The organism is Deinococcus sp. (assembly GCF_025362455.1).
Taxonomy (GTDB): Bacteria; Deinococcota; Deinococci; order Deinococcales; family Deinococcaceae; genus Deinococcus.
Genome location: NZ_JANYGJ010000244.1, coordinates 1 through 13,746 on the forward strand (window position 1 = coordinate 1; position 13,746 = coordinate 13,746).

A 13,746-nucleotide genomic window follows, 5' to 3' on the forward strand; every position below is an offset into this window, starting at 1 on the left:
CCAGCCTGAGCGCTGCCAGAACCCTCATCATCGACCTGCCGGGGCCGGACCTGAGCCCCGAACAGGGCCGCTTCCTGACCCGCTACGGCTTCGGCGGCGTGTGCCTGTTCGCCCGCAACTTTTCCACGCCCCGGCGCACCCAGAGGCTGATCCGCGAGCTGCGGGAGGCCCTGGGCCATGACGCGCTGGTCGCCACCGACCAGGAGGGCGGCGCGGTGCTGCGGCGGCTGGATGTGCCCCCTGCGCCCACGCCCCAGGCCCTCGGTGTCATGGGGTCTGAATCGGCAGCCTTCGAGGCCGGAGCCGTCGCGGCACGCGGGCTGATCGACCTGGGCATCAACTGGAATTTTGCGCCCAGCCTCGACGTGAACGTCAATCCGCTGAATCCGGTGATCGGGGAGCGGTCCTTTGGCAGCGACCCGGAGCTGGTGGCCCGGCTGGGCGTGGCCTGGGCACGCGGCAGCGAGGCGGCGGGCGTGCTGAGTTCGGTCAAGCACTTTCCGGGCCACGGCGACACCGCCACAGACAGCCATCTGGCCCTGCCCACCGTGATTAAACCCCGCGCCGCCCTGGAGCAAACCGAGTGGCTGCCGTTCCGGGCGGCGGTGGAGGCCCGCCTGGGCAGCATCATGACCGCCCACATCGTCTACCCGGCGCTCGATCCACTGTGGCCCGCCACGCTCTCGTATCCGCTGCTGAGCGGACTGCTGCGGGGCGAGTGGGGCTACGACGGCGTGGTCGTCACCGACGCCACCGACATGAAGGCCATCTCGCAGACTCATCCGCACGGTGAGGCGGCGCCCCTGGCGATTGCGGCGGGTGCCGACGCCGTGCTGAGCTGCGGCCACGGCACGCTGGAGACCCACGCCGAGCACGCCCAGGCACTCGAATGGGCGCTGGCGGAGGGTCGGCTGGACCCCGCCCGCGTGGCCCAGGCCCAGGCCCGTCTGGACGCGGCGGCGCGGCGCTTTCCCGGCACGCCCAGGCCGTACAGCGCCGCCCAGCAGGAAGCCGACAGGCGGCAGCTCGCGCTGTGGGCGCACTCGGCGCTGGAATGGCGCGGTCAGGCGCCGGTCATCGACCCGGCCCAGCCGGTCATTCTGATCGCGCCGCGCACGGAGGCCATCGGTGGTCCCTACGGCGACGTACCGCGCGGCGAGGAGGTGGCCGCCGCCCTGCGCCGCGTGTTTGCGCACCTGTGGGTCGAGCTGCACGGTGAGGGTGTCGGGGAGGACGCCGGGGCCGCGCTGGAGCTGCTCGCTCGCCTGCCGAATGCCCCGGTGCTGCTGGCGACGACGGGCCGCTGGGGTGTGCCGGAGGTGAGCCGTGAAGTGGCCCGGCACCTCCAGGGCCGCCCGGCGCTGCACCTGGCCCTGTGGAACCCTGACGACGCCGGAGTGCTGGGCCTCCCCGCTGTGGTGACGCACGGCTTCCGGCCCGTCAACCTGAACGCCCTGGCCGCCGCGCTGAGCGGGCGCTAAGCCAGGGTGGAGGGCTTGGATAGGTCGGCTCCCTGGTGCTGCACCACAGTCCGTGAACAGAGCTGCCCCATCTGTTGCCACACGCCACAGGCCCCGTTTCACCTATTCACACTCCCCACTGGTCAATGCCCCCGCTAACCGTGTGCTGGGCGCCTACGGCCCCGACGGTCCCGGCGTAAACTGCCGCTTATGGACGGCGAGCAGTTGTACTCTCGGATCGGCTCCCCTCAGTTTGACGTGCTGGACCTGGGACTGAGCGACTATGCGGCGGCCTGGGCCACGCAAAAGCGGCACCACGCACGGGTGGCGGCGGGCGGCAGGCCGGTGTTGCTGCTGACCGAACACCGCCCGGTGTTGACGCTGGGCCGCAAGGCGGCAGATGGGGGAAACATCGTGGCGAGCCGTGACTTCCTGGCGGCGCAGGGCATCGAGGTCTACCCCGTCGAGCGCGGCGGCGACGTGACCTACCACGGGCCGGGCCAACTGGTCATGTACGCCATCTTCCCGGTGGGGCGGCGGGTGCGCGACTTCCTGCGGCTGCTGGAGGCGGCGACCCTCGGCACCCTGGCGCGTGTCGGGCTGCCCGGCGCCCGCCCCAACCCCGGCTACGCGGGCGTCTACGTCCCCGACCGCAGCGAAAACGGCCTGAATGTTCAGCAGAAGATCGCCAGCATCGGGGTGGCGATCAAGGCGCAGGTGGCGCTGCACGGCGTCGGGCTGAACGTGAGCACCAAGTTGGAGCACTTCGAGCTGATCTTGCCGTGCGGCCTGACCGGCACCCGCATGACCAGCATCGGGCGCGAATACGAGATGAACCATCTGGGCACGCCGCCCGACATGCCGACCGTCAAACGCGCCGCCACCGAGGCGTTCGCCGAACATTTCCACACCTACGACTGGACGCTGCCCCTGACGGCAGTGGGGAGCCCCGCATGACCGACACTGCTAATAACAATCAGGCCAACAACAATCAGGAACCCAGATTCATCAAGAACGGCATCTACCGCAAGGACTCGGTGAAGGTGCAAGGCCCCAAGCCCGCCTGGCTCAAGGTCAGCATTCCCACCGGCGAGGTCTTCAAGGAGGTGCGCTCCGTCGTCAAGGAGCACCGCCTGCACACCGTCTGCGAGGAGGCCATGTGCCCCAATATCGGCGAGTGCTGGTCGCGCGGCACGGCCACCTTCATGCTGATGGGCCACATCTGCACCCGCGCCTGCAAATTCTGCGCCGTGGACACCGGCAACCCCATGGGCAAACTCGATCTGGACGAGCCCGCCAGCGTGGCCGACAGCGTGCGCCTGATGGGCCTGAAGTACGTGGTGCTCACCTCGGTGGACCGCGACGACCTGCCCGACGGCGGCGCCTACCATTTCGCCAAGACGGTCAGCGCCATCAAGAAGGTCAATCCCGACACCAAAGTCGAGTCGCTGACGCCCGATTTCGGTGGCAACACCGCCTGCGTGGACCTGGTGTTAGGCAGCGGCGTGGACGTCTACGCCCAAAACCTCGAAACCGTGCGCCGCCTGACCCATCCGGTGCGTGACATCCGCGCCAGCTACGACCAGACCATCGCGGTGCTGGCCCACGCCAAACAGGCCCGACCCGACGTGCTGACCAAAACCAGCGTGATGCTCGGCCTGGGCGAGACGCGCGAGGAAGTCATTCAGACGATGCACGACCTGCTGGCCGCCAGGGTGGACGTGGTGACCTTCGGCCAGTACCTGCGCCCGACCCAGCACCACCTGAGCGTCGAGCGCTACGTGACCCCCGAGGAGTTCGGCGAGCTGCGCGTAATCGGGCTGGAACTGGGCTTTCTGGAAGTCGTCAGCGGCCCGCTGGTGCGCAGCAGCTACAAGGCCGAGCAGATTCTGATGGACCATCCCAGAGGCAACCAGGACAGAGGTGTGCCGACCCATCTGGGGCATCTGAGCGGCGCGGACGAGCTGAGCTTGATCTGAGAGAGGCGGCGGTGCGCGGTATGCAGTACGCGGCAAGGCAGATGCGGGGAAGCAGTTTTCATTCGGTGGAGCCCCTTCCGGCCCGAAGACCCACCCCGCCCCCACAGTGCTCACCCTGAGCGCAGCCGCAGGGTCTACCGAAGTGGCCGCGCCGGGTAGCTCGGTACCACACCCATCTCAACATCGATCTCAACATCTCAAAAAGCGCCTGCCGCTGCCAATCAGGGCTCATTTCAATTCGGTTCACCTTCTCCGGAAGGAACGACTCCCTGAAAGCTGTTGCCCGCTACACTGAACCATGACTTCGCGCTCACTGTTCCTGCTCGGCGGTACCGAAGCGCTGGCTGCCATGACCCCGGATTGGCTGGCCCGGACCCGCCTGGACGCAACTGATAAGGACGTAATCGGCACAGACGCAATCGGCGCAGACGCAACAAATACAGGCGCGAGCGGCGGGGCACCGGCCCGGCTGGTGATTCTGGCCTGCGGGGCGGGCTGGCAAGGCCACATGTCCACCTACACCCGGCACTGGGGAGCGCAGAACGTGCAGTTCATCGGCCCGGACGACAACGGCGCGCTCGATCTGAACCGGGCCACCGCGCTCATCTCCGGTGCCAGCGGCCTGTGCGTGGCGGGCGGCGATACGGCGCTGTACCACTCACTCTACGGGGTGGGCTTGCTGCGCGAGCTGCTGCGGGCCTGCTACGCGGCGGGCATTCCCTACGCGGGCCTGTCGGCGGGAGCTTTGCTGGCGATGGACACCTGTGTCCTGTACCCGCCCGACACAGCCGACATTGCGCTGCTGCCGGGCCTGGGCCTGCTGCCCGACACGCTGGTCGGGGTGCATTTCAGCTCGGCGGGCGGGGCCAGCGCCTTCGAGCCGGTGATGGAAGAGGTGCCCGCCAGCGCGGTCTGGGGCATCGACGACGACGCCTGCGCGGTCTTCGAGGACGAGCGTTTTGTGGGCAAGTTGGGCGGGGCGGTCTACCGGCTGGGCAGCCGGGGATAGAGGCGGGTGGCTGGGCCGCCTGAATTGCTCAAGCTCGCATGAGCATCCCCGCCTGCACCGCCTTACCTTCGTGTAGCACGTGCCCGGCCTATCCTGCGGGGCGTGATTGCCGCGCCCACCGACCGCCCACCGACCGACCGCCCACCCACAGACCGCAACCGCACCCTCGCCGTCGCCGGGCTGCTGATGGGCATTGCCCTGGCGGCGCTGGAGAGCAGCGTCATCGCCACCGCCATGCCCACCGTGATCCGCGATCTGGGCGGTCAGGGGCTCTACGCGCTGCCGTTCGCGGTCTACCTGCTGACCAGCACCGTGACCTCGCCGCTGTGGGGCCGGGCCAGCGACCTGCTGGGGCGCAAGCGGTTGTACCTCGCGGGCATCGTGATTTTTTTGCTGGGCAGCATGCTCTGCGGCGCGGCGACGAGCATGGTAGCGCTGGTGGCGGCGCGGGCCTTGCAGGGCGTCGGGGCCGGAGCGGTGCAGACGCTGACCTTCACGCTGGTGGGCGAGATGTTCACCCTGGAGCAGCGTGCCCGCGTGCAGGGCTTTTTCAGCGGCGTCTGGGGCCTGGCCGGGCTGCTGGGGCCGCTGCTGGGCGGGTTGATCGTGGACCACGCGAGTTGGAGATGGGTGTTTTACCTCAACCTGCCGTTCGGCATTCCGGCGCTGATGCTGGCGGCGCGGTGTCTGAACGGTGCCCGGCCCGTGCCGGGTGGACAGGTGCCGGGTGGACAGGTGCCGGGTGGACAGGTGCCGGGTGGGCAGGTGCCGGGTGGACAGGTGCCGGGTGGGCGGGTGCCTATCGACTGGCTCGGTGCGCTGCTGTTCACGCTGGGCAGCGGCCTGCTGATCTGGGGCCTGGAATTCCGCGAGTGGACGCTGGTGGCGCTGAGTGCGCTGGTGCTGGGCGCCGCCCTCTGGACTGAGGCCCGCCACAGCGCTCCCCTCCTGCCGCTGAAGAACCTGAGGGCCGCGTTGCCCCGCGTGGGCGTCGTCGGCAACCTGCTGGCGGGCGCGGCCTACTTCGGAACCATCAGTTATCTGCCGCTGTTCGCGCAGGGCGTCAGCGGACAGGGGGCCACGGCAGCCGGAGCCATCCTGACGCCGATGCTGCTGGGCTGGACGGGTACCAGCATCATCGCGGCCCGCGTGCTGGGGCGGCTGGGCACCACCCGGCTGATCCTGTGGGGCTTTAACATTCTGGTGCTGGCCTTCCTGGGGCTGAGTCTGGCCGCCCACGCGCCGCTGTGGGTCATCAGTGCGGTGGGTTTTTTCGCGGGCAGCGGCATGGGCTTCGCCATGTTCACGCTCTTGATCGCGGTGCAGCAGGCCACCCCCAGGCCCGATCTGGGCGCCATGACCAGCGCCATATTGTTCAGTCGGCAGCTCGGCGGCGCCATCGGCACGGCCTTGATGGGCACCCTGATCGGCCAGGCGGCCATCTCGGCGGGCGGCGGCGCACTGGCGGACGGCCTCCAGCGGGCCTTTTTGCTGGCGCTGGGATTGGTGGTGCTGGCCTGGATCATGGCGCAGACCCTGCGCGGCGTGGGCAAACCGGCGCCCGAAGCGCGGCAGGCGGGCAGCGACTGAACAGACCGATCAGGCTGGGGGCCGCTCCAGACGCGCCCGGCACAGCAGTCGGGAACACGACGACTGCTTGTCTTGGACGACCACCTCTCCTGAGTGCGGCGTCTGGCGGTGGGGCTTTCGATGTTGCCCAGAGAACCGGTACTGGAAAGTCGCTACCGGTTCACGCCGGAAAACGGCGGCTGGGCGGGCACGAAACCTGTTTGCATCAGCCGTTGCCGGGTGGATTGCTCGACTTGGCCGACACGCCGCAGCACCTTCACCCTCTCTTGACCTGACATCTCTTAGATTTCAATGTGATATCACTTTGCTCAGGAGGAACATCATGACGAAACCGTCAATAGAACAGAGCAGTGTGCTGGGAAGCGGGCCGGTGCGGGGCGTGGCGAGCGTGGAGCAGCGGGCCTTCGGGCTGCCGGGGGTGCCTGCGGTACTCATCTGGCTGGTCGCCCTGCTGATCACCATCACGCTGCTCAGTCTGGGGAGCGGCGCCGTGTCGCTCGTCGGCATCCTGCTGGGCTTACTCACCTTCCTGGGCCTGATCGGGTTTTTCGTGGTGCAGCCGAACCAGGCGTCGGTGATTACGCTGTTCGGACGCTATGTGGGCACCGAGCGGCGCAACGGCTTTTACTGGACCAACCCGTTTACCAGCCGCAAACGTCTGTCGCTGCGGATTCGCAACTTCAATTCCGAGCGATTGAAAGTCAACGACGCGGGCGGCAGCCCCATCGAGATCGCTGCCGTGATCGTCTGGCGGGTCATCGACACGGCGCGGGCCAGTTTCGATGTCGAGAACTACGAGGAGTTCGTGCACATCCAGACCGAAACGGCGCTGCGCCACCTGGCCTCGCAGTACCACTACGACGATCACGAGAGCGGCACCTTTTCACTGCGCGGCAACCCCGACGAGGTGGCCGCCGCCCTGGTGACCGAACTCGACACGCGGCTGCAACACGCGGGCGTGGAAGTGCTCGAAGCCCGGCTCTCGCACCTGGCCTACTCGCCGGAAATCGCCGGGGCGATGCTCCAGCGCCAGCAGGCCGGAGCGATCCTGGCCGCCCGCCAGATCATCGTGCAGGGCGCGGTGGGCATGGTCGAGATGGCGCTGGAGCAGCTCTCGCAGCGCAATATCGTGACGCTTGACGAGGAGCGCAAGGCCCAGATGGTCAGCAACCTGCTGGTGGTCCTCACCAGTGAGCGCGGCACCCAGCCGGTGGTCAACGCCGGAAGCCTGTACTGAGGGCGGCCCGAACGTGGCCCGCAAGAATGTCCCGCTCAGGATCAGCCCCGAACTCTACGCCTCGCTGGAGCGCTGGGCCGCCGACGAGATGCGCAGCGTCAACGCCCAGATCGAGTTTCTGCTGTCGCAGAGCGTGAAGAAAGCCGGGCGTGGGTCAACCCAAAGCCAGCCAACCCAGAGCCAGCCAACCCAGAGCCTGCCCCCGGCCAGTGACGCCCCGGAAGGTCAGGCAGCGGAAGGTCAGGCAGCGGAAGGTCGGGCAGCCGAGTAGTCGACCCTGCGCCGCGCCCTGACGCGCTTCTCACCGGCCCGGCTTACACTGGAAGGCGATGCGAACAGACGCCGCGCCGACCAGCCCGCCCCGGCGCAGTTGTCACCCTGCCGTGTCCAGCGGGGCGCGTTTGCCCGACCTGACCTTGAGCCCAGCTTCGTGCTGGGTTTTTTGGTGCTCCGAGCTGAGGTATCCGCAGCTCCAGACCTGCCCGACCTGACCTGCCCGACTTGCCAGAGGTGATCCCAGTGACCCACTCCCTGATGATGTCCAGCGAGCTTCAGCTCACCCCAAGCTTCCTGACCGGTGACCGGGTGGTGCTGCCGCCCTACGGCGTCGGCACGGTCTGCGGCACCTGCCTGCGCCCGGTGCTGGGCCAGGACGTGCCCTACTACGAGCTGAGCTTTCCGCACACCAGCGCCCGCGCCTTCGTGCCCGTGTCGGCGCCTGCCAGCGCGGGCCTGCGCCCTGCCCTGACCGGGGGCGACCTGGCAACCCTGCTGGAGCGCCTGACGAGCGGCGCGGTGGACCTCCCGCGCCAGTGGGCCGCCCGGCAGCGCAGCGTCACCGAACTGCTGGTGTCGGGCGACCCTTTTGCGCTCGCCAGGCTGATCTGCGAGCTGCGCCGCTGGAACCTGGAACGCGGCCTGCCCGACCTCGACCGCCAGGCGTACCAGAAAGCCATCAAGCTGCTGCAACAGGAGATCGGTGGGCTGAAAGGCAGGCTGGCCGTGCAGGTGAGCGCCGTGCTGGCCGCCGCGCAGGGGGAGGAGGGGCCGGGGCGGGCGAGTTATACGGGATTGCTCTGATTCCAGTCTATGTTGAAAAAGCGCCAACATAGACTTCCATCGCCGCCATCCCGTATTGCTTATACTCGCTCCACTCGGATTCGTCTTCGACTCATCTTAAGTTGGTATTAGGAGCCCCCCGTCCAGAAAGCGGATTCGGGCCGCCTGGCCGTAACCTATCCTGGCTGAGTGCAACCCACCCTCTTCCCGCTGGTCGGCCTGCCTGGTTCCGGTAAAACCACGCTGGCCCGGCGCCTGGAAACTGAGAAATACGCCCTGCGCCTCACCCCCGACGAGTGGATGCTGCCCCTGTTCGGCGCGGGCGAGTCCGGCGACAAACGCGACGTGCTCGAAGGGCTGCTCTGGACCGTGGCCGCCCGTGCCCTCAACCGTGCCCTCAGCCTGGGCCTGAACGTGGTGCTCGACTACGGCTTGTGGGGCCGCTGGGAGCGCGACGCTTACCGGGCCAAAGCCGAGGCGGTGGGCGCACGGGCAGAGCTGCGCTTTCTGGATGTGCCGCACGACGAACTCTGGCGCCGGATCGAGCTTCGCAACCAGAACCTGACGCCCAGTCAGCCGTACATCAGCGCCGACGACCTGGCGAGCTTCCAGGCCGTCTTCGAGCGCCCCGACGCGGCGGAGCTGGAATCGTACCCGCCCGCCTGAGCGCCGGACACCGACCCCTCGCCGCCCGGCCCGCTATGCTCGGCGCATGGCCGACCCGATTTCTCGTATCCAGCGTGCCCTGCAAGCCGCCCACCAACCCGACCTCGACGGCTGGCTGATCTACGACTTTCGCGGCCTGAATCCGCACGCGGGCAGGCTGCTCAATCTGGGCCGCACGTTCCTGACCCGGCGCTTTTTCGTGTGGGTGCCGAAGACGGGCCGCGCCGCCGTGCTGCACCACCGCATCGAGGGCGGCGCCTGGCAGCGGCTGCTGGCCGGGGCAGACGTGGACTTCGCGCCCTACAGCGCCCACACCGAACTGGACGCCCGCCTGGCCGAGCTGATCGGCGGCAAAACGGTGGCGATGGAATACAGCCCCCGCGCCGCCGTGCCCTACGTCAGCTACGTGGACGCCGGAACGCTGGAGCGCGTGCGCGAGGCTGGCGTGCGCCGGGTACTCACCAGCGCCGATCTGCTGCAAGGCTTCCTGACCTGGAGCGCGGAAGACTTGAGCGCCCACCGCCGCGCCGTGGCCGTGCTGATGCGGGCCAAAGACCTGGCCTTCGAGTATGTCCACACCGGATTGCAAGCGGGCAGCCCCGTCACCGAACTGGAGGTGCAGGCCATCATCGCCCAGGAGATTGCACAGGCCGGGATGGTCAGCGGGCATCCGGTCAACGTCAGTTTCGGGGTCAACGCCGCCGACTCGCACTACGAGCCGGGGGGCGACCACAACGCCACGCTGGAACGCGGCCAGTGCGTGCTGATCGACCTGTGGGCACAGGAACCGGGCCGCCCGTTCGGCGACGTGACCTGGGTGGGCCACGCCGGTGACATGAGCGAGGAGTACCTGAGCGCCTGGCAGGCCGTTTCAGGTGCCCGTGACGCTGGCCTGGCCGTGATGCAAGCTCGCCTGAGCAGCGGCACCCTCCAGGGCTGGGAGGTGGACCGCGCCGCCCGCAGCGTCACCGAAGCCGCCGGACTGGGCGAGCACTTCACGCACCGCCTGGGCCACAGCCTGGGTGTGGAGATTCACGGCGCGGGCGCCAACCTCGACGACCTGGAGACCCACGACACCCGGCTGCTGCTGCCGGGCCTGTGCGTGACCATCGAGCCGGGCGTGTACCCAGCCCAGCGCGGCTACGGTATCCGCAGCGAGATCGACGTGTACATGACGGAGCAGGGGCCGGAGGTGACCACGCCGGTTCAGGCTTTACCGTTCGTGCTGGGCCGGGCGGGGGAGCGCTGGGCGGCGGTGCGGGCGCGGGGCCTGGGCGAGCTGGCCTGATACGGAGTCCGTATGAGTTGCTGGTCGCAATTCATTTCTGGTTGCAGATCGAGTAATAAATCACGCCCGCCTGGGCGTCGTAACGGGTGAGCATGAAGGTCGTGCGCCCGTCGCTGAAGCCCGAAAAGCGGTAGGTCAGGCCGTCGGGCGACAGGACCTCCTTGTTGAGCTTGAAGCCGGGTTGGCGGGTCGCTTGCTGGCCCGCCTGAAGGTAGAGTTTGGCGAACTCGGCGCTCGGCACAGCCTTGCGTTTGGCAATAAAATTCTCGGTGCAGGGCTGGCCGGTGAAGGCCCTGGCGGCGGCGCTGATCTGAATTTTCAGGGCGGGTGTGAGCGGTAAGTTATCGGCCAGGGCGCTGCCAGCCAGCAGCAGCAGGACCATCAGCTTGAGTTTCACTCCGGCAGGGTAGCGCAGTTTGGGCGAGCCTACCTTAAACATCGCGGCCCGGCGCTTTCAGAAAAGAAAACAGTAATAAAGGCGTCCGTAAGCTCTAAGCATGAAGTTCTGGATCATCGCCGCTGTCCTGATCGGTCTCGCTGTCTACATGAGGTTTCTCGTGGTTCGCAGGCGGCGGCGCATCGCCGCACGTGAGCAGGCTGGGCCGGACAGTGAATTCCAGTCGCGCCCCCAGCAGCCCAGTACCGAACTGGCGGCTGGCGCTGCTGTCGCTGGCATTGCTGTCGCTGGCACTGCCGCTGCTGGCGCCAGCTACGCCGCCCAGGAGTATCTGAGTCAGGATTTTCTGGGTCCGGATCACTCCAGCCAGAACCAGCTCGGTCAGGGTCAGCTCGGTCAGGACAACGTTCAGCAGGGCACTGTCTTCCACGCTCCCGGCACCATCGGGCTCGATGAAGTCGATTCGATTCGTCCGGAGATCGAGTCGGGTGCCCTGGCCTCGGCCCGCTCCTCGGTGGCGAGCTTCGTGCCCGACGGCGTGCTGGCCGACGCCCTGCTCGATTCGACCCCCGATCAGCTCAAGCAGATGTTCGCCGCCGTGCCCGCCGACGTGATGGCCAATGCCATCGGTGGCCGCGACGACGTGCAGCGCACGCCGATAGCCGCCGAAGACCTGGCCCAGCTCCAGGGCGTCAGCGACTCGGTGGACGACCTGGAAATCTGGGGCTTTGTCGACAAGAACTGAGGGCCTGTCCGGAAGCCTCGCCGCACGGCGGGGTTTTTTGTTGCCGTGCAGCCGCTGGAACGGTTACCGGATGCATAAACTTGACTCGCCGGGCATACTGGGCTATACTTTTGTTTATCAGTAAGCAGTGAGCAGAGCACCATCAACAGTCAGCATCATAGACAGTCAGCAAGTTTAGCCCGCCGAGTGCGGGATTTTTTAGTGTCCCTAGATCGTGTTCGGCGCGTTTCTGGCCCTGGCGGGGACGACCTTCAAACCCGCTCATGAAGGTAGACAGCCCGCCCGCCGCCTGAGAGGGGGCGTTAAACTGTGGTCCATGACTACCGACCAACTGAGCGTCAATACCATCCGGACCCTGAGTATCGACGGCGTACAGGCCGCTAACAGTGGTCACCCCGGCGCTCCGCTGGGCGCGGCCCCGATGACCTACGTGCTGTGGCAGCACTTCCTGCGCCATAACCCCAGGCACCATGAATGGGTCGGACGCGACCGCTTCGTGCTGTCGCCGGGGCACGCCAGCATGCTCATCTATTCCATGCTGCACCTGACCGGCTACGACCTGAGCCTGGATGAACTGAGGAACTTCCGGCAGTGGGGCTCGAAAACACCCGGCCACCCGGAGTTCTTCCACACGCCGGGCCTCGACGCCACCACCGGGCCGCTGGGTCAGGGCGCGGCGATGTCGGTGGGTATGGCGCTGGGCGAGGCGCATCTGGCCCAGCGTTACAACCGGCCCGGCCTGGCCATCTTCGACAACCACACCTACGCCATCGTCTCTGACGGTGATATTCAGGAAGGCATCAACCACGAGGTCGCCAGCCTGGCGGGCCACCTCCAGCTCGGCAAGCTGATCTGGCTTTACGACGACAACGACGTGCAGCTCGACTCGGCCACCGACAAGAGCTTCACCGACCAGACCAGCCTGCGCTACGAGAGCTACGGCTGGCAGGTGCTCGAAGTCCACGACGGCAACGACCTGGTGGCGATTCAGGAAGCCATTCAGGCCGCCAAGAACGACACCGGGCGCCCCAGCCTGATTAAGATCAAGACCATCATCGGCTACGGCAGCCCCAAGGCGGGCAGCTCCAAGGCGCACGGCGAGCCGCTGGGAGAGGCGGGCGTGGCCGAGACCAAGAAGGCGCTCGGCTGGGACTACCCGCCGTTCACCGTGCCCGCAGAGGTGGCCGCTCACATGGACGCCAGCGAGCGCGGAGAGGCTCAGGAAGCCGAGTGGAATACGCTGATGGACCAGTACCGCGCGGCGCACCCCGATCTGGCCGCCGAGCTGGACCTGATGCTTTCCCGCAAGCTGGCGCCGGACTGGGCCGAGTCGCTGCCCAGCTTCGAGGTCGGCGGCAAGGCGCAGGCGACCCGCGCGGCCAGCGGCACGGTCATCAACGCCGTCGCCACCAGCGTTCCGGCCCTGATGGGCGGCAGCGCCGATCTGGCGGGCAGCACCAAAACCACCATCACGGCGGAAGGTTTCATCACGCCGGGCGACTACGCGCCGCGCAACGTCTACTTCGGGGTGCGCGAGTTCGGCATGGCGGCCATCGCCAACGGCCTGAGCCTGTACGGCGGTATTCGCCCGATGGTCGGCACCTTCATGGTCTTTTCCGACTACCTCAAGCCTGCCGTGCGCCTGAGCGCCATCCAGAACCAGCCTGTTATTTATGTGCTGACCCACGACAGCATCGGGCTGGGCGAGGACGGCCCGACCCACCAGCCCATCGAGCAGCTCGCCATGCTCCGCGCCGTGCCGAACACCCACGTCTACCGCCCCGCCGACGCCAACGAGACCGCCGCCGTCTGGCAGATGGCCCTGGAGCGCGTGAGCGGCCCCAGCGCCCTGGTGCTCTCCCGCCAGGACCTGCCCATCTTGCCGCGCAACTTCAGCGGCGTGCAGCGCGGCGCCTACGTCGTCCGTGAAGCCCAGGGCGAGACGCAGATCATCCTGGTCGCCAGTGGGTCCGAGGTCAGCATCGCCATCGAGGGCGCCGACGCCTTAGCCGCCGAGGGCATCGGGGCGCGGGTGGTCAGCATGCCGAGCATGGAAGTCTTCCGCGCGCAGGACCAGGCGTACCGCGACAGCATCCTGACGCCGGGCGTCAAACGTGTGGCTGTGGAAGCTGCCGCCGCGCAGGACTGGTACGAATGGGTCGGCCTGGAGGGCGCCGTCATCGGCATGACGGGTTTTGGCGCCTCGGCCCCCGCCAAAGTGCTGTACGAGAAATTCGGTTTCACCGCCGCGAATATCGTCAAGGTCGTGAAAGGTCTGATGTAAGGGAATGGGGAAGGGGAGAGCCGCCGCCGGGG

At 67.5% G+C, this 13,746-nt stretch carries 13 protein-coding genes; 12 read left to right on the plus strand and 1 reads right to left on the minus strand.

Going from position 1 to position 13,746, the window contains the following annotated elements:
- From Q0R23_RS16945 to Q0R23_RS16990, 10 genes are all read left to right on the plus strand, one after another.
- The coding region (locus Q0R23_RS16945; protein ID WP_293914906.1) for a glycoside hydrolase family 3 N-terminal domain-containing protein at nucleotides 1-1,481 on the plus strand (1,481 nt) is incomplete at its 5' end.
- Nucleotides 1,482-1,670: 189 nt separating this feature from the next.
- On the plus strand, nucleotides 1,671-2,417 hold the full coding sequence (lipB, locus tag Q0R23_RS16950) for a lipoyl(octanoyl) transferase LipB (protein ID WP_293914908.1): 747 nt from the start codon (nucleotides 1,671-1,673) through the stop codon (nucleotides 2,415-2,417).
- On the plus strand, nucleotides 2,414-3,439 hold the full coding sequence (lipA, locus tag Q0R23_RS16955) for a lipoyl synthase (protein WP_293914910.1): 1,026 nt from the start codon (nucleotides 2,414-2,416) through the stop codon (nucleotides 3,437-3,439). Before lipB ends, lipA begins: the two co-directional genes overlap by 4 nt.
- Nucleotides 3,440-3,737: 298 nt before the next feature.
- A complete protein-coding gene (locus tag Q0R23_RS16960) occupies nucleotides 3,738-4,448 on the plus strand; it encodes a Type 1 glutamine amidotransferase-like domain-containing protein (protein ID WP_293914912.1) in 711 nt (236 codons plus the stop codon).
- Between the two features lie 186 nt (nucleotides 4,449-4,634).
- Nucleotides 4,635-6,038 (plus strand): MFS transporter, encoded by a 1,404-nt coding sequence (locus Q0R23_RS16965; protein WP_293914956.1) that lies wholly within the window; start codon nucleotides 4,635-4,637, stop codon nucleotides 6,036-6,038.
- A 322-nt stretch (nucleotides 6,039-6,360) separates the two neighbouring features.
- On the plus strand, nucleotides 6,361-7,275 hold the full coding sequence (locus tag Q0R23_RS16970) for an SPFH domain-containing protein (protein ID WP_293914914.1): 915 nt from the start codon (nucleotides 6,361-6,363) through the stop codon (nucleotides 7,273-7,275).
- Nucleotides 7,276-7,288: 13 nt separating this feature from the next.
- Nucleotides 7,289-7,546 carry a hypothetical protein gene (locus tag Q0R23_RS16975; RefSeq protein WP_293914916.1) on the plus strand — a complete coding sequence of 86 codons (258 nt, stop codon included), beginning with the start codon at nucleotides 7,289-7,291 and terminating at the stop codon, nucleotides 7,544-7,546.
- A 248-nt stretch (nucleotides 7,547-7,794) separates the two neighbouring features.
- Complete coding sequence (locus Q0R23_RS16980) at nucleotides 7,795-8,355, plus strand: CarD family transcriptional regulator (protein ID WP_293914918.1); 561 nt, start codon at nucleotides 7,795-7,797, stop codon at nucleotides 8,353-8,355.
- A gap of 168 nt (nucleotides 8,356-8,523) precedes the next feature.
- On the plus strand, nucleotides 8,524-9,000 hold the full coding sequence (locus Q0R23_RS16985) for an AAA family ATPase (protein ID WP_293914919.1): 477 nt from the start codon (nucleotides 8,524-8,526) through the stop codon (nucleotides 8,998-9,000).
- A 46-nt stretch (nucleotides 9,001-9,046) separates the two neighbouring features.
- Nucleotides 9,047-10,288, plus strand: coding sequence for a M24 family metallopeptidase (locus tag Q0R23_RS16990; RefSeq protein ID WP_293914920.1), 1,242 nt, complete (start codon nucleotides 9,047-9,049; stop codon nucleotides 10,286-10,288).
- A gap of 31 nt (nucleotides 10,289-10,319) precedes the next feature.
- On the opposite strand, the gene Q0R23_RS16995 is transcribed toward Q0R23_RS16990, so the two are convergent.
- On the minus strand, nucleotides 10,320-10,685 hold the full coding sequence (locus tag Q0R23_RS16995; protein ID WP_293914922.1) for a hypothetical protein: 366 nt from the start codon (nucleotides 10,683-10,685) through the stop codon (nucleotides 10,320-10,322).
- A gap of 100 nt (nucleotides 10,686-10,785) precedes the next feature.
- Here Q0R23_RS16995 and Q0R23_RS17000 point away from each other — a divergent pair, with 100 nt between their 5' ends.
- Nucleotides 10,786-11,430, plus strand: a complete 645-nt coding sequence (locus Q0R23_RS17000) for a hypothetical protein (RefSeq protein WP_293914924.1) — start codon at nucleotides 10,786-10,788, stop codon at nucleotides 11,428-11,430.
- A gap of 316 nt (nucleotides 11,431-11,746) precedes the next feature.
- The gene (gene tkt, locus Q0R23_RS17005) at nucleotides 11,747-13,714 is read left to right on the plus strand and encodes a transketolase (RefSeq protein ID WP_293914925.1); all 1,968 of its coding nucleotides are present in this window, start codon (nucleotides 11,747-11,749) and stop codon (nucleotides 13,712-13,714) included.
- The last annotated feature ends 32 nt before the right edge of the window (nucleotides 13,715-13,746 follow it).